At 62.5% G+C, this 15,830-nt stretch carries 17 protein-coding genes; 14 read left to right on the top strand and 3 right to left on the bottom strand.

Annotation, left to right across the window (positions count from 1 at the left end; genetic code table 11):
• Positions 1-43: 43 nt before the first annotated feature.
• Both HRQ64_RS06485 and HRQ64_RS06480 read right to left on the bottom strand, forming a co-directional pair.
• The gene (locus tag HRQ64_RS06485) at positions 44-1,630 is read right to left on the bottom strand and encodes an ABC transporter substrate-binding protein (protein ID WP_172122659.1); all 1,587 of its coding nucleotides are present in this window, start codon (positions 1,628-1,630) and stop codon (positions 44-46) included.
• Positions 1,627-2,295, bottom strand: a complete 669-nt coding sequence (locus HRQ64_RS06480; RefSeq protein WP_172122658.1) for a cupin domain-containing protein — start codon at positions 2,293-2,295, stop codon at positions 1,627-1,629. The genes HRQ64_RS06485 and HRQ64_RS06480 overlap by 4 nt, the downstream gene beginning before the upstream one ends.
• A 178-nt stretch (positions 2,296-2,473) precedes the next feature.
• Here HRQ64_RS06480 and HRQ64_RS06475 point away from each other — a divergent pair, with 178 nt between their 5' ends.
• The 12 genes from HRQ64_RS06475 (at position 2,474) to HRQ64_RS06420 (ending at position 13,569) form a co-directional block, all read left to right on the top strand.
• Positions 2,474-3,502 (top strand): ABC transporter permease, encoded by a 1,029-nt coding sequence (locus tag HRQ64_RS06475; RefSeq protein ID WP_172124877.1) that lies wholly within the window; start codon positions 2,474-2,476, stop codon positions 3,500-3,502.
• 175 nt (positions 3,503-3,677) lie between these two features.
• Positions 3,678-4,580 carry an ABC transporter permease gene (locus HRQ64_RS06470; RefSeq protein WP_172122657.1) on the top strand — a complete coding sequence of 301 codons (903 nt, stop codon included), beginning with the start codon at positions 3,678-3,680 and terminating at the stop codon, positions 4,578-4,580.
• 166 nt (positions 4,581-4,746) lie between these two features.
• Positions 4,747-5,580 (top strand): ABC transporter ATP-binding protein, encoded by an 834-nt coding sequence (locus HRQ64_RS06465; RefSeq protein ID WP_172122656.1) that lies wholly within the window; start codon positions 4,747-4,749, stop codon positions 5,578-5,580.
• Entirely contained in the window at positions 5,577-6,308 is a 732-nt protein-coding gene (locus HRQ64_RS06460; protein ID WP_172122655.1) for an ABC transporter ATP-binding protein, read from the top strand. The genes HRQ64_RS06465 and HRQ64_RS06460 overlap by 4 nt, the downstream gene beginning before the upstream one ends.
• A 36-nt stretch (positions 6,309-6,344) precedes the next feature.
• Positions 6,345-6,836, top strand: a complete 492-nt coding sequence (locus tag HRQ64_RS06455) for a GAF domain-containing protein (protein ID WP_172122654.1) — start codon at positions 6,345-6,347, stop codon at positions 6,834-6,836.
• A 363-nt stretch (positions 6,837-7,199) separates the two neighbouring features.
• Positions 7,200-7,892 (top strand): GntR family transcriptional regulator, encoded by a 693-nt coding sequence (locus HRQ64_RS06450; RefSeq protein ID WP_172122653.1) that lies wholly within the window; start codon positions 7,200-7,202, stop codon positions 7,890-7,892.
• A 52-nt stretch (positions 7,893-7,944) separates the two neighbouring features.
• Complete coding sequence (locus tag HRQ64_RS06445; RefSeq protein ID WP_172122652.1) at positions 7,945-8,892, top strand: tripartite tricarboxylate transporter substrate binding protein; 948 nt, start codon at positions 7,945-7,947, stop codon at positions 8,890-8,892.
• Between the two features lie 2 nt (positions 8,893-8,894).
• Entirely contained in the window at positions 8,895-9,425 is a 531-nt protein-coding gene (locus HRQ64_RS06440) for a tripartite tricarboxylate transporter TctB family protein (RefSeq protein WP_172122651.1), read from the top strand.
• On the top strand, positions 9,422-10,921 hold the full coding sequence (locus tag HRQ64_RS06435; protein WP_172122650.1) for a tripartite tricarboxylate transporter permease: 1,500 nt from the start codon (positions 9,422-9,424) through the stop codon (positions 10,919-10,921). Before HRQ64_RS06440 ends, HRQ64_RS06435 begins: the two co-directional genes overlap by 4 nt.
• Before the next feature lie 20 nt (positions 10,922-10,941).
• Complete coding sequence (locus HRQ64_RS06430) at positions 10,942-11,820, top strand: dihydrodipicolinate synthase family protein (RefSeq protein ID WP_172122649.1); 879 nt, start codon at positions 10,942-10,944, stop codon at positions 11,818-11,820.
• Positions 11,817-12,566: an aldolase/citrate lyase family protein gene (locus HRQ64_RS06425; RefSeq protein ID WP_172122648.1), complete on the top strand. Its 750-nt coding sequence runs from the start codon at positions 11,817-11,819 to the stop codon at positions 12,564-12,566. Before HRQ64_RS06430 ends, HRQ64_RS06425 begins: the two co-directional genes overlap by 4 nt.
• Positions 12,567-12,660: 94 nt before the next feature.
• The gene (locus HRQ64_RS06420) at positions 12,661-13,569 is read left to right on the top strand and encodes a PfkB family carbohydrate kinase (protein ID WP_172122647.1); all 909 of its coding nucleotides are present in this window, start codon (positions 12,661-12,663) and stop codon (positions 13,567-13,569) included.
• 122 nt (positions 13,570-13,691) lie between these two features.
• Here the strand turns inward: HRQ64_RS06420 and HRQ64_RS06415 are convergent, their stop codons facing one another.
• Positions 13,692-14,423, bottom strand: coding sequence for an SDR family oxidoreductase (locus tag HRQ64_RS06415; protein WP_172122646.1), 732 nt, complete (start codon positions 14,421-14,423; stop codon positions 13,692-13,694).
• Positions 14,424-14,541: 118 nt separating this feature from the next.
• Here HRQ64_RS06415 and HRQ64_RS06410 point away from each other — a divergent pair, with 118 nt between their 5' ends.
• Entirely contained in the window at positions 14,542-14,943 is a 402-nt protein-coding gene (locus HRQ64_RS06410; protein ID WP_127752257.1) for a helix-turn-helix domain-containing protein, read from the top strand.
• A 161-nt stretch (positions 14,944-15,104) separates the two neighbouring features.
• The gene (locus tag HRQ64_RS06405; protein WP_127752256.1) at positions 15,105-15,473 is read left to right on the top strand and encodes a hypothetical protein; all 369 of its coding nucleotides are present in this window, start codon (positions 15,105-15,107) and stop codon (positions 15,471-15,473) included.
• Positions 15,474-15,830 lie beyond the last annotated feature (357 nt).

Raw genomic sequence — 15,830 nt, 5'->3', positions numbered from 1 at the left:
TGGAGCGACGGCCCCGGAAGGGCCGTCGCAGGCATGAGCGGTGTTAGTTCTTGGTCACGAGGCGGTAGTAGACGAAGTCCGAGTTCGAGCCGTTCACATAGCCCTCGACATTGTTGGCCATGGCGATCTGCAGCGCCGCCTGGAACATGATGACGATGGGGCTTTCGGCCTGCACCTGCTTTTGCAGCTCCGTGTACATCTCGTTGCGCTTGGCCTGGTCGGGCTCGGCCAGCGCCGCGTTGACCGCTTCATTCATCTCGGCCGGCACTTCCCAGGCATTCCGCCAGGTGGTCGTGGCCGTGTAGTTGTCGTCCGCATTGTTGGAATTATAGGCGAACGCCTTGGCATTGGAGTGCGGATCCATGAAGTCCGGGCCCCAATACAGCAGCATGGCCTGGTGCGTGCGCTCGCGATACTTGGTGATCACCTGCGCGCCGGTACCCGGCAGGATTTCGAAATTGATCCCCGCTTCCGAGAACCCGGCCTGCAGCGACTGGGCGATATCGGTGAACGGGGCCGAATTGATCACATCGAGCGTCACATTGATCGGCGTCTCGATCCCGGCTTCCTCAAGAATCGCCTTGGCCTTCTCCACGTCATAGGTGAAGGGCGTCTCGTCATAGGAGCCGGGGAAACCCTTGGGCCAGAAGGCCTGGTGCTTTTCCATCTGACCCTTGAGGAAGCTCTGCGTCATCCCGTCATAGTCAACGAGGTACCGCGCCGCTTCCCAGATCGCGGGATCGGTGAGCTCATCGGTCTTCTGGTTGAACGACAGGAAATGCACCGCCGCTTGCGGATAGGCCTCGACCTTGACGTTTTCGCCCAGGCCCCCGATCTGGTCGGGCGTCAAATTCTTAGCGATATCGACATCGCCCGAGGTCAGCAGCAGCTGCTGGGTTGCGGCCTCGGCCACATGCCGGATCAGCACCTGGCTCATCGCCGGCGCGCCGTTCCAGTAGTTTTCGTTGGCCGTGAGGCGCACCAGCTCCGCCGGGCGATAGTCGGTCAGAACGAACGGGCCGGAGCCCGCCGAATGGGTGTTGAGCCAGGCATTGCCCCAGTCCCCATCCACCTCGTTTTCCATCACCAGCACTTCATCAACGATCGCGCCGGGACGCGCCGCCAACACGTTGAGCACGAAGGCCGAAGCGAAATCGCCCGTCCACTTGACGGTGACGGTGTTGCCCTCGACCGTGACCATCTCGTCGATGTTCTCGGGCGTCCAGCCCAGCTGGGTCAGGATAAAGGCGGGGGTGAGGTCGAGCGTCACGACGCGCTTGAACGAGAACTTGACGTCCTCGGGCCGCACCGGATTGCCCGAGGCGAAAGTCGCGCCCTCGCGCATGGTGAAGGTCAGCGATTTCGCCGCTTCATCGGCCACCCATTCGCTCGCCAGCCCCGGCGCGAGCACCGTCGTGTCGGCCGCATCATACTGCACGAGCTTGTCGTAGAGATTGGCGTTGATCTCGCCCGCCGAGAATTCATAGGCCTGTGCGGGGTCGAGCGCGACGATATCGTCGATATTCTGGGCGATCACCAGCGCATTGGCCGGGGTGGCCGCAGTGGCGGCGCCGGCCGCCAGCGGCAAGGCCAGCGCGGATGCCAAAAGGGCAGCGCGGAAGAGCTTCATGGGCGTTTCTCCTTGGGGATTGGTTTTTTCCGGACCGGCTTGTTCGCGCCGGCTTTGGCTTTGGTGATGGCCGGACACGGCCGGGCCGTGGACCGGAACAGCGCGAGCGTCCCCGTCCATAAGAGGCGCGCTGGTAGCCCAGTATGATTGCTCCAGGAATGGGGGCGATTGCCGCGGAAATGGAGGCTGTCCCCCGCTTCCATCACCATCTCCTCGCCATCGAGCCGCTGGGTGATCGAGCCTTCAAGCACATAAAGGATTTCCTCGCCCTCATGCGCCACCGTTTCGGAGCGATAGCCGGGCGGCACGATCATCAAAAAGCTCGACAGCTGGTTGCCCGGAAAATCGGCGCCCAGCCGCTCGTAAAGGATCGAGGAGCCATCGAGCGAAAACCGGTTGCGCTCGCCCGCTCGCGTCAGCGCATTCTGCGCGGCGGGGGCTGCAACGAAATAATCCATCGAAACGCCGAGCGCCCGTGCGATCTGCGCCAGGGTCCCGAGCGAGGGTGTGGCATGGTCACGCTCGACCTGGCTCAGATAACCCACTGAAACTTGGGCCGCTTCCCCTAGCGCCACCAGGGTCAGCTGCTGTTGCCGGCGCCGCGCACGGATCAACGCACCCACTTTGGGGTGCCCCGTTTCCCGTGTTGCCAGCGCCTCGGCCAAACCCGTCTCCACCAAAATTTTTTTGATATAAGCAAACAATTCTATATGGTGGAAGCGAAATATGCAGCTTCTGCAACACGGCGGTGAATGGCTTCATCGGCGCTATTGGTTTGTTCTGAAACAGGAAATCTGCGTGGCGCTCGATCAGCAATTGGCCTCTCCCGCCCTCGCTCCAGGCATGCGCAACAAGCGCCTCGGCCGCAACCTGCTGACCATTGGCGGCTTCCTGCTGGCGCTTTTCCTCACCTTTCTGGGCCTCCTGGCCATCACCTTCTTTATCGGCCGGGTGATCCCGATCGATCCGGTACTTTCAGTGGTGGGCGATCGCGCCACCCAGGCCCAATATGACGCCGCTCGCGCCGCCATGGGGCTCGATCAGCCCCTCTGGCAGCAGTTCATCGCCTATGTCGGCAATGTGCTGCAGGGGGATCTCGGGCGCTCCATTTCCACCGGCCGGCCCGTGGCCGAAGATCTCAGCCGCTTTTTCCCCGCCACCTTCGAAATGGCGACCCTGGGCATCCTGATCGGTGTCGCGCTGGGCGTGCCGCTCGGCGTCATTGCCGCGGCCCGCCAGGGCAGCTGGCTCGATCAGGCCATCCGCGTCGTGGGGCTCTTGGGCTATTCCGTGCCTGCCTTCTGGCTCGGGCTCGTGGGCCTGGCCCTCTTTTACGCCCGGCTGCGCTGGGTGGGCGGTCCGGGCCGGCTCGACATCTTCTATGATGGCCTTGTCCAGCCCGTCACCGGCATGATCCTGATCGATAGCCTTCTGCGCGGGGAAACCGAGATCTTCTGGAACGCCGTCTCCCACATCATCCTGCCCGCTTCCGTGCTCGGTTTTTTCAGCCTCGCCTATATCGCGCGCATGACGCGCTCCTTCATGCTCGACCAGCTGAGCCAGGAATTCGTCACCACCGCCCGCGTCAAGGGCGTGCCCGAACGCGTCGTCGTCTGGCGCCACGCCTTCAAGCCCATCCGCGTGCCGCTCATCACCGTTATCGGCCTCTCCTATGCCGGCCTCCTCGAAGGCTCGGTGATGATCGAAACCGTCTTTTCCTGGCCCGGCCTTGGGAACTATCTCACCACCGCCCTCCTCAACGCCGACATGAACGCCGTCCTCGGCGCCACCCTCGTGATCGGGGCGGTGTTCATCGTCATCAACAAGGTCTCCGACGTCCTTTACCGCGTCCTCGACCCGAGGGCCCGCTGATGACCGACTTGGCAACACGACCCATGTTCCTTCGCCTCTTCTCCAACCGCTTTTCTCAAGGGGAAGCGCCTTTGGACCTGTGGGCTTTCGCAATAATCTCCAACACCACCGCTGCAGCCCCCTCCCCCTTGAGGGGAGGGCTGGGGTGGGGGTTCGGGCCTTTGGACATCGCACAATGACCACCCGCGCCTGGCTCCTTGCCGATAGCCCCACCTCACGCCTGCAGGCCAATGCCGGCCGCGCTTATCGCGTGCTGACCGCGCTGCTGCGCAATCCGCTTTCCGCCCTTGGCGGCATCATCATCCTCGTGCTGATCCTCACCGCCATTTTCGCCCCCTGGATCGCCCCTTATTCCCCCACCGGGCAGAACCTGTCGGCTCGCCTGCTCCCCCCATCCTCCCAATACTGGATGGGCACCGATGAGCTGGGGCGCGACATCTTTTCGCGCGTGATCTGGGGCTCCCAGATCACCCTCACCATTGTCGGGCTCGTCGCGCTGATCTCGGCGCCACTGGGCCTGCTGGTCGGCGCCATCGCGGGCTATTTCGGCGGCTGGGTCGATCGCATCCTCATGGGCTTTACCGATATCTTCCTGTCGCTGCCCAAGCTGATCCTGGCACTGGCTTTCGTCGCGGCGCTTGGCCCCGGCATCAACAATGCCATCATCGCCATCGCCATCACTTCCTGGCCGGCCTATGCCCGCATCGCGCGCGCCGAAACCCTGACCGTGCGGAATGCCGAATATATCTCGGCCGTGCAGCTGGCCGGCGGCGGTCCGATCCGCATCATCGTCCAGCACATCCTGCCGCTCTGCACCTCCTCCATGATCATCCGCGTCACCCTCGACATGGCCGGCGTGATCCTGACCGCAGCGGGTCTGGGCTTTATCGGCCTCGGCGCTCAGCCGCCTTTGCCCGAGTGGGGCGCCATGATCTCGCGCGGCCGCACCTTCATCCTTGATCAATGGTGGGTCGCCACCATGCCCGGTTTTGCCATCATCATCGTCTCCCTCGGCTTCTGCTTCCTCGGCGACGGCCTGCGCGACGTTCTCGACCCCAAAAGCGAGGGCAAGAACTGATGACCAGGCTCAACAGAACCCCCTCCCTTCCCCTCCCCACAAGGGGGAGGTTGGTTGCGACTTCACTGGCACATCCCCTCCTCCGCACGATCCTCACCTCCCCCCTTGTGGGGGAGGCCAGGAGGGGGGTGTCCCTCCACACGCTCCGCGGTTTCGGAGGCACACAATGACCCCCCTGCTCGAAGTCGAAAACCTGCGCGTGTCCTTCCCCACCAATTCGGGCCGCGTGGAAGTCGTTAAAGGCCTCTCCTTTACCCTCGGGCGCGAGCGCCTTGGCATTGTGGGCGAAAGCGGCTCGGGCAAGTCTATGACCGGCCGCTCGATCCTCAAACTCATCCGCAAGCCCGGCGAAGTCACGGCCGACAAGCTGCAGTTTGCCGGCATCGACATCACAGCCCAAAGCGAGCGGCAGATGCTCGACATCCGCGGCGCCCGCATCTCCATGGTGATGCAGGACCCCAAATTCTCGCTCAATCCGGTGATGACCATTGGCGATCAGATCGCCGAAGCCCTTGTCACCCACCAGAAGCTGCCGCGCAGCGCTGTGCAGGCCCGCATCATCGAGATGCTCCATGCCGTGCGCATCAACGAGCCCGAACGCGTGGTCAAACTCTATCCCCACGAAGTGTCGGGCGGCATGGGCCAGCGCATCATGATCGCCATGATGCTGATCCCCGAGCCCGAGCTGCTGGTTGCCGACGAGCCCACTTCCGCGCTCGACGTGTCCGTGCAGGCCCAGGTGCTCGACATCATCGATACCCTTGTGCGCGACAAGGGCATGGGCCTGATCCTGATCAGCCATGACCTCGCGCTCGTCAGCCGCTATTGCGACCGCATCCTCGTCATGAATGCCGGGCGGGTGGTCGAGGAATGCGCCGCGGGACAACTCGAAAACGCCACGCACCCCTATACCCGTGGCCTGCTTGCAGCCATGCCGACAATCGATGAGAACCGCGACGAACTCCCGGTCCTCGACCGCACCCAATGGGCCGGCACATGAACGCCATCGACCTGCAGAACCTCGACATCTCCTATGGCGACACCAAGGTCGTCCATGCCGTCAATCTGTCCATTGCCCAAGGCGAAAGCTTTGCCCTGGTGGGGGAATCTGGCTCGGGCAAGTCAACCATCCTGCGCGCCATCGCCGGGCTCGCTCCCGATTGGACCGGGGCCATTTCCGTCATGGGCAAGCCGCGCAGCCATGGCGTCGATCGCGCCGTCTCGAGCCAGGTGCAGATGGTGTTCCAGGACCCCTATGGCTCCCTTCATCCGCGCAAGACCATCGATGCCGCGCTCAGCGAACCCCTCGCCATCCACGGCCTCGGCAATCGCGGCGAGCGGGTGGAAGCGGTGCTGCGCGATGTCGGGCTCGACCAGCGCTTCCGCTTCCGCTTTCCCCACCAGCTTTCGGGCGGCCAGCGCCAGCGCGTCGCCATCGCCCGCGCCCTGATGCTTAAGCCCAAGGTCATGCTGCTCGATGAGCCGACCTCGGCGCTCGACGTTTCGGTGCAGGCCGAGATCCTCAATCTCTTGAAGCGCCTGCGCCGCGAGCAGGGCCTGACCTATCTCCTCGTCACCCACAACCTGCCCGTCGTGAGTTTCCTTTGCGATCGCCTCGCCGTCATGCAGCGCGGCCGCATCGTGGAAATCGCTGACGTCGCCAATCTCAAGGCCCGCCACCTCAGCGAGCCCTATTCGCGCGAACTGCTGGCCGCCACCGAAGGCTAGCCGCCGCGCCTCTTCCAAGACCCCAAGGACCCAATCATGACTGACCACACCCAGGCCCTGCTCGCCTTTGACGCCGCCATTGCCAAGGCGACCACTGCCGAAGCGGCCTTCACTGCCCTGCAGGACCTCGCCCGCGCTACCGTGGGCGCCAAGCTCTTCACCATCATGCTGGTGGATATGGAAGCCGAGCTGTCGCGCCGCGCCTTTACCAGCGACCCCGTCAGCTACCCGACCTCGGCCACCAAGCCGCTCAACTACGGTCCCTGGTTCGATATCGTTCATGGCAAGCGCGAATATTTTGTGGCCAACACCATCGAGGACATCGCCAAGGTCCTGTTCGACCATGAGCTGATCAACCAGCTGGGCTGCCAGTCCGTCGTCAACGTCCCCATCATCATCAAGGACGAACTGGTGGGCTGCATGAACCTGCTCGACGTCGCGGGCCACTACACCCCCGAGCGCCTCCAGACCATTCGCGAAGTTCTTTCGATCCCTGCCAAGCTGGCCGTCCTCGCGGCGCGCAGCTAAGACCCTCTGCCCGGCCACGCTGCCCCTCCTCCTCAAGGGAGGACAGCGTGGTCGGACCGAACGAAGCCGGCATCGCCCCTCCGACTCAACGTCCTGGGGCTTGAGGTAAGCCCGGGCAATGCTGGACTGGGTGCCCTATCAAAGGTCCCCTGGCAGTTACTTCCAAACAAAAGGCTTGTTGCAGCCCCACCCCCAACTCCCCCTAAGCGGCCGCCCTTTGCCGCCGCACATCATTCGCGTTGCTTAGGGATTCACCGTCAATCGGTCGGGACGTCCTCAGCCGGAGCCCAGAGGCAATAAAGTCTTTGACATGTTTTCCGTTGACGGTTTACCGTTAACAAGCCTGAGGGGGAGATCGGGATAGTGGCCAACGCGCCAGCCTTCGTTATCAATCGTGATGCGCTTGGATCGCAGGTCGCTTCCGCGCTCCGCGAAGCCATTGCGGCTGGGCAATATGCCCGTGGCGAGCGGTTGATCGAGGCCGATCTCGCCGAAGCTTACGGCGTTAGCCGGGGTCCCATTCGCGATGCCTTTCGCATTCTTCAACTCGAAGGCTTGGTTGAAAGCCAGCAGCGCGGTGTAACCGTGATCGGCATCGATCAGGATGCAATCAGCGAACTCTATTCCCTTCGAGGAGCCCTCGAAGGGCTTGCCGTGCGCCTGGCTGTTCGTCGTGGCCCGCAGGAGGGATTTAGCGAATTGCGCAGATATGTGGACGGCATGCAGGCCGCTGCGGACGTCGATGATGCGGCGGCCTTCGCGCATGCCGATATTGCCTTTCACAACGCCATCTGCCTGCTATCGGGACACAAGCGCCTCACGGATGTCTGGCAGCAATACGAGGCAATCATGATGACGCTTCTGCGCCTCACGATATCCCTCGACCAAAATCTTCACGCCAGCACGGACAAGCACCGCAAGCTGCTCAATCTTATTGAAGCCGGTGATCCAGATCCGGCGGAAGCCGAACTCGCCATCCATCTCGACGGCTCACGCGAGCGGATGGTCAAGGTATGGGAGCGCGCCCTGCAAAGGCATCGGGGCACCCAAGCGTAAGCGAGAACCCGTCAGGGCAACAAATCCAAAAATTCTATCTAGGGAGAGAACCATGAATACCCGTCGTTTGATCATCAAGGCCATTGCCGCCACCGCGCTTACGGGCGTCGCCTTTTCGGCTCCGGCTTGGGCGCAGGACAGCTTTCCGTCCAAAGACATCACGTTTGTCGTTCAGGCTGCCGCCGGCGGCGCCTCTGACCGGACCTCGCGCGCTATCGCCGCGGAGCTTGAGAAGGACCTTGGCGTTAGCGTCATCGTCGAGAACCGCCCCGGCGCGACCGGCACAGTGGCCTTCGCCCATGTGGCCGAGCAGCCGGCTGACGGATACACGATTGGCTTCGGTCCGGTGGAATTCGCCATTGCCGAGCACCTCGGTTATGACTTCGACCGCGCCGACTACACCTACCTTGCCCAGGTCATGAACAGCCCGGTAGTTCTCGCGGTGCCCGCTAACAGCCCTTACAACACGCTGAGCGAGTTCATCGAAGCGGCCAAGACCACGGAAATGTCGGTATCCAACTCCGGCGCCGCGTCCTCCTTTGCGGCGACGACCTTCACATTGGCCAAGCTGACCGAAGCCAAGCTGGTAGGCGTACCCTTTGACGGTGGCGCACCAGCCGTGGCCGCCGCTCTTGGCGGCCATGTCAACGCCGTAACCGCCGGTGCCGGCGAAACCGCAAGCGCCTTTGCCGATGGCTCGCTCAAGGTCCTGGCGATCTTTGCCGAGGAAGCCCATCCCGCCTTTCCAGGAGTGCCCACCGCCAAGGAGCAGGGTTACGACCTTACGTTCGGCGCTTGGGGCGGCGTATATGGACCGGCGGGAATTCCTGACGACGTGAAGGCTATCCTTGAGGAGTCAATCAAGAAAGCGGCCTCCTCGCAGACTTTCCTCGATGCGATCACCCCTGCCGGCATCCTGCCTGTTTACAAGACTGGCGATGAGTGGAAGGCGTTCGTTGACGCTGAAGCTGCTCGCTATGCCGAAGTTCTGGCGCCCTGATCGTGGCCGAGCTTGAACAGCTCGCAACTTCGTTCGGCGGCACCCTGCCGCTGGACGAAACAATTGCCGAGCCAGATTACTCTGCCGCTCCTTCCCGGCGCCTTGAGATCGCCATCGCCGTAACGGCGCTGATGTTGTCGCTGCTGGCGCTGTGGTTATCGCGCAATATAATCCTGCGAATGGGCGGCGGCGGGGTCGACCCCAAATGGTGGCCGACACTGTTGTCCGTGCTCGCCGCCGGTCTTGCAGCGATCCTGGTCGGCATGTCCTTTTTGGCTCCCCCGATGAGCCGGGGCGAGGTTGAAGCGACCGAAAAAGACGGCTGGATCCGGATGCTGGTCGCTCTGACCCTGAGCGCCATCTACGTCTTTGCCTGGTCAACCATCGGCTATGTCATTCCGACCCTCGTGTTCACCGCCGCCCTGCTGTTCCTGTTCGGGCTGCGCAGCTGGAAGGGGCTGGTGATCTTTTCCCTGGCAACAACCGCGTTCATTTACGGCCTGTTCCATTATCTGCTGAAAGTTCCCCTATGAGCGCCCTTCTTGACGGCGTGCTTGCCGTCTTTGAGCCAAGCGTCATGCTGTGCCTGAGCATCGGCGTGGTGGTTGGCATGCTGGTGGGTATGTTCCCCGGCATCACGGCCACGATGGCGGTGGCCTTGGCCAGCGGCTTCACCATGACGCTGGAGCCCGTGCAGGGGCTGGCCGTCCTCCTCACCATCTACGTGGCGGCGAATTTCGGGGATCGCATCCCCTCCATCCTCATCAACACGCCCGGCACGCCCGCCTCCATCGCGACCACCTTCGATGGCTATCCCATGGCCAAGAACGGTCAGGCCGGCCTGGCGCTGATCGTTTCAGCGCTGGTTTCCGCCGTCGGCATTGTGGCCAGCATGGTGCTCTTCGCCGGCGCTGCAGTGCCGCTGGCCCAGCTGGCACTCCGGTTCGGTCCGAGCGAGATGTTCGCCGTCGTGGTGCTGGCCATGACCATCATGATCTCGATCTCGTCCAAGTCGATCACCAAGGGCTTGCTCGCGGGCATTATCGGCCTGTTCATCGCCACGATCGGGCGCGACCCGATCACTGGCGACGCCCGCTTCACCTTCGGTATCCGCGAGCTCAATGGTGGGCTCGATTTCATTGCGGTCATCATCGGCCTGTTCGGTATTGCCGAACTGCTCGATCAGTTGCTTACCCATCGCAATCATGAAGTAAAGCCGATCTCGGCGCTGGGTCGGTGGTGGCCAACCAAAGCCGAATACAAGCGCATCGCCAAGCCCACCGCCATATCGGGTCTGGTTGGCCTTGTGGTCGGCATCATTCCGGGAGCAGGCGGTGATATTGCCGGCCTGCTCGGCTGGGATCGGGCCAAGGCTGCCTCCAGCACCAAGGCAACTTTCGGCAAGGGGAATATCGAGGGCGTGGCGGCTGCCGATACCGCCTCCAGCGCCACCTTGGGGGGCTCCCTCACCACCACCATGGCTCTGGGTATTCCAGGAGACTCGGTCATGGCGGTGATGATCGGCTCGATGATCGTCTGGGGCATCCAGCCGGGTCCCAGCCTTTTCGTCAATGAACCGGCCCTGGTCGCAACCATCACGGCCATCATGGTTCTCGCCACCTTCATCACGCTAGCCATCAATCTGGTGCGCATGCCCATGATGGTGAAACTGCTCGACATGCCCAAACCCTATATCTGGGCGACGGTCTTGGTCTTTTGCATCGTCGGCACCTACGCCACGACCAACAACCTGTTCACCGTCTGGGTGATGCTGTGCTTCGGTGTAGTCGGGCTGATCCTCAAGCGCTGTGGTATTCCCGCGGGCCCCATTGTGCTCGGCCTTATCCTCGGCCCCCTCGCAGAATCCAATCTGCGGCGCTCGCTGCTGATCGACGGCCCGACGGGCCTCATCGACAAGCCTATTTCGGCCACGCTGATCGGTCTCGCCATCATTGCCGTTATCGCGGCTCTCGGCTCCCCACTTCTGGCCCGCCGCAAGGCCAAACGGGCCAAAGCCAATCCGTCCTGATTTTACCTGAAAGTATTCCCATGCCTAAAAAGCCCATTATCCTGACGGCGCTACCCGTCGCTTTTGCCGAAGACGGTTCCGTATCGCCTGAAGGCAACGCCGCCATTCTGCGTAAATGCGCAGCCTCTGGCGTGGACGGCGCCTTTGTACTTGGCACCACGGGTGAATTTCCCTCGCTCAGCGAAGACGAGCGCCAGGCGCTCACCCGCCTCAGCCTCGACATTCTGGGCGACAAGCAGGTGGTGGTCCATGTCGGTGCCGCCAGTCTTTACCAGGTCGAGCGGCTGATCCAGCAAGCGCGCGCCGAAGGCGCAAAGTATGTCGCCGCCATCACACCCTATTTCCTGCCGTCTACAGAGGAAGCCCTGCGCCAATTCTATGCGCATATCTCGGACATCTCGGACGGCCTCGGCGTCTTTGTCTACATCTTCAAGGCCCGCACTGGCATCACCGTGTCACCCCAGCTCATGGCCGAGCTTGCGAAGCTTCCCAACATCATCGGTGTCAAAATCAGCGGCGAATCCCTCGAAACGGTCGGCACCTATCGGCAGCTCTTGCCACCCGAGTTTCTGGTGCTGACCGGGTCGGATCGCGAGATCGGCAATCTCGACCAAGTCGGGGCCGATGGCGTGATCTCGGGCATTGCCTCGGTCTATCCCGAACCTTTCGTCGCCATGGCGGGCGCGGTTGCCCGCGGCGAAACGGACCGGGCGGAATTGCAGGCCGATGTTGAGGCAGCGGTGGATGGTTTGCTCGGCGACATCGAACGGCTCAAGACTGGCTTGCGCCTGCAAGGCATTCCGGCCGGCCGGGCGCGCATGGCTGTCGGCCTGCCCGATGCCGAGGCCCTCGCCACCATCGAGGCCCTCCACACCAGGTTCGGGACACCCGCACAATGAGCCTCAAGCAACGCTTCACCAGCGGCGAGATGAGCTATGGGGCCTGGACCGGATTTGCCGACCCGCAGGTCGCGCAGATCATGGGGCGCGCCGGGTTCGACTTCATCTGTGTCGATCTACAACACAGCTTCGTTTCCATGTCCCAGCTCAGCCCTTTGCTCGACGCTTTGCACAAGGCCGGCTCGCCCGCTGTTGTGCGCGTGCCGTGGAACACGCCGGACCTCATCATGCGCTCGCTTGATTTGGGGGCCGAGGCGATCATTGTGCCCTTGGTCAACAATGCCGAGGAGGCTCGTTCAGCCGCGAACGCCTGCCGCTATGCCCCCGCAGGCAACCGCAGCTGGGGACCGATCTGGCGCAATGTGCGCGCCAGCGTGCCACAGGCGCCCGAGGGCGATGCCACCGCCACTTGCCTCGTCATGATCGAGACGGCCGAAGGCCTCGCCAATGTAGATGCGATCCTCGCGGTCGACGGGGTTGATGGCATCTATATCGGCCCCAACGACCTCTCGCTCAGCATCGGTCTCGAGCGCAAAGGCTATCTCGAGTCGGACAAATTGCGCGAAACTATCCTGCATGTGATTGCCCGCGGCCGCGCTGCCGGCAAAATTGTCGGCATCGATTGCGGCGGGCCCGAACAGGCCCACTACTGGCGCGACCAAGGGGTGAGCTTTGTCATTTCAGCTAACGATTCCGACCTCATCGCCCAGGCAGCCAGTGCGATGGCAAAGTCAAACCGTGCCTGAACTGCTCCATGCATGATGACCGGCAATTCGGTCGCCGGCCCTTCGGGGCCGGTGGTCCATCCTGTGTCAAACGTCGGGTCCTGAGTTGCCCTTGATGACCAAGGTTCCCCACATTGTTTTCGCCGGCGCGGCAACCATGGACATGATCTTTGCTGTCGACGCCTTGCCAACCGCGCCGGGCAAGGTGCTGCCCAAGGCGATGATTCAGGCGGCACATGGCATGGCAACCAGCGCCGCAATAGCTGCGGCCCGCCTCGGGGCAAGAACCTCGCTCATTACCCGTATCGGCGATGACAGCATGGGCGACCAGTTCGTTGCCCAGGTCACAGCAGAGGGCGTCGATTGCGAACACATCCGGCGCTTTGAGGGCGTTCCTACGCCCCTCAGCGCGGTCATTGTCGACCGCAGCGGCGAGCGATTGATCCTGCCCTACTATGACAAGGGTCTCGGGGTTGATCCGGATTGGATCCCCGAGACTCTCATTCAATCGGCAGATGCCGTTCAGGTCGACATCCGCTGGCCAGAAGCCGCCACGAAAGTGCTTTCCCTTGCGCGGGGAGCCGGCAAGATCGCCGTGCTTGATGCCGATACCGGGCCGCCCGAGGTGATCCTTGCTCTGGCTGCCTTGGCGAGCCACACGGTTTTCTCGGCTCCAGCGGCAATGCTGGTTTCTGGCACCGACTCCGTTGTAGCGGCCACACGCGCGTTGACCCGCCGCTTTGCCGGCTTTGTCGGGGTTACGGACGGTGCCCAAGGTTGCTTTTGGCTGGAGAACGGCAGCCTGTACAACCTGCTGCCCCCTGCGGTGGATGTTGTCGACACGTTGGCGGCGGGCGACGTTTTTCACGGCGCCTTTACGCTGGCCCTCGCCGAAAGCCGCAGCATTCCAGAGGCTGTTGCCTTCGCCAATGCCGCCGCGGCGCTTAAATGCACAGTCTTCGGCGGCCGCCTCGGCTCGCCCAACCGCGCATCCGTACTGCGCTGCCTCGCGCAAGGGTTATGATGAGGCAGCGAGCAGGAAATCCTGGCTGGGGCGCCAGTTTCGCAGCTGAGAGGTAAACGCCCTTAACCCGTTGATATGCTAAAGACGGGAACTAAACCTAGAACCGCACATCGTGATAAACCTCAAACCTGTGCCATGCCGCCGTCGACTGGCAGCTCGGCTCCCGTGACGAAACTCGCCTCGGCGCTGGCGAGGAAGAGAGCGGCGGCGGCGACCTCGTCCGCACGTCCCATGCGTCCCAGCGGGATCATGCCCGTCAGGATCGCCCGCATCTCGTCGGAGGCGGACGCAAACATCGCCGTGTCGGTGGGACCGGGACTGACGACGTTCACGCGGATGCCTCGCGGTGCGAGCTCGTTGGCCCAGGTTCGGGCGAACGAGCGGACCGCGGCCTTCGTCGCTCCGTAAGCCCCGTAGCCTTTGGTGCCAATGTCGCCGGCGATGGAGCCCACCAGAACGATTGAGCCCCCAGCGCCCATGTGACCTGCAGCGCCCTTGGCGGCGAAGACAAGTGAGCGGACATTGAGCCCGAAGGTGCGGTCGAAGTGTTCCTCGGTGAAGCCGTCGAGGGTGGCGAACTCCGAAAGGCCCGCGTTGACCACAAGGATGTCGATACGCCCGGCGTCCCCGTAGATCCGGGCGATCGCCGCTTCGAGATCGGCCGGCTGGGAGGCGTCGGCCGATACGGAGCGAATCGAGCCTGTCCCCACCGACGTGGTGGTCCCTTCAGTTTTGGCGGATCGGCTGGTGGCATAAACGTTCGCCCCCTCCTGCGCGAAGCGATGGGCGATCGCGCCTCCGATACCTCCCGAGCCACCAATGATGAGGACTGTCTTATCTTGGAGTTTGGTCATATCTCATCCATCTGATGTTGATGGACGCAGCAATATAGATCCTATATCTACGGTCAATTACGCACTGCCTTTAGCGTAGATATCGCGGAGTATACCTTTGTCCAAAGCCACGACGGAGATGCGCACCTCCCAACGATACCCCCGTGCGCCTGCTCGGCAGGCGCCCGACGAAGCTCTGATCGACGCGCGCACGACGCGGCCGATCCTGGAGCAGATCGCCAACAAGTGGTCGGTGCTGATCCTGACAGTCCTATGCACGCGACCGTCGCGCTTCAACGAGATCATGCGACGTCTCGAGGGCATCACCCACAAGGCGCTGGCGGATGCGCTGAAGCGATTGGAGCGAAACGGCCTCGTCAAGCGCACAGTTCTGCCAACGACGCCCGTCGGCGTCGAATACACGATCACCCCGCTTGGTCGTTCACTGCGGGAGCCGTTCCAGGCGCTTTACGCATGGGCGCTCGAGCGTGGTCCCGAGCTCGAGCAGGCCCAGGCCGACTTCGACCAACGAAACGAATAGATCGGTTCCAAACGGGAAGTAAGGCTCACGTCGGTGCAGCGTTGGGGCCGAGACGCCCGCCGGAAAGAATTCCACTGATAATGCGAAAGTGGAAATCACGCAATCTGGACGCAATGCTCGAGCGAGATGATGGGGATGTTCAAAACAGAAAGGAACATCCTATGCACAACAAGTTCATCACTGCCGCTGCAGCAATCTTCCTGGCCACGGCTTCCGCGAATGCAGCAGAATCCCTTCTCTCCGACCGCGAGGTTCATGGAAGGACTGTCCTTGATCTTACTTCGACATTGCACAGCCGTGGGATCGATGCCGAGCACGTCGAAGCCTGGGGCGACTCCATTCGTGTCGACGCGATCAAGGACAATGGCGAGCGCTACGTCGTCATGCTCGAGAAGGACACCCTTCGCCCGGTCAGCAACTCGCCCAAGCGCTCAGCCGTAGAACATACGAGCCCGGTCGCCGGTTTCAAATGGTCCCCACTACCGGCCGCGACCGCTGAATCCTTGGTCGGCCAGGAACAAGAGAATTAATGGGTTCCAGCGCTCAAGTGCCCTGCCCTGCTGCAGCCCACCTGAGCGCCTTCCCACCTCTTGGCAATCGCGTCCCGTGGAAAGGCTCAGGAACGATGTCCCCCGCGATCAGGGGTGCCACTGGCAAGCTGACTGTCCGAATAAAGAGCGTTGATGCAGCAGCCGCCCCATCGGGCGCCAGGCGGTGCCGACAAACGGCATCCCCCCCGGTCCAGGACTAGCTTGTCCAGTGCAGCGCGATAAGGCGCGATGCCTCCGCCACACTTCTTTCAACTGGGGAGTCGTCTCCGGTGATCTGCTGTTCGACACACGATTACAGTGATCCGCAGCTGTCAGATGCCTCCACATTACGGCCCC

The organism is Devosia sp. 919, from assembly GCF_013185965.1.
Classification (GTDB): domain Bacteria; phylum Pseudomonadota; class Alphaproteobacteria; order Rhizobiales; family Devosiaceae; genus Devosia.
The sequence above is the reverse complement of the archived record's forward strand: the minus strand, read 5'-3'. Positions and strand labels throughout refer to the sequence as shown.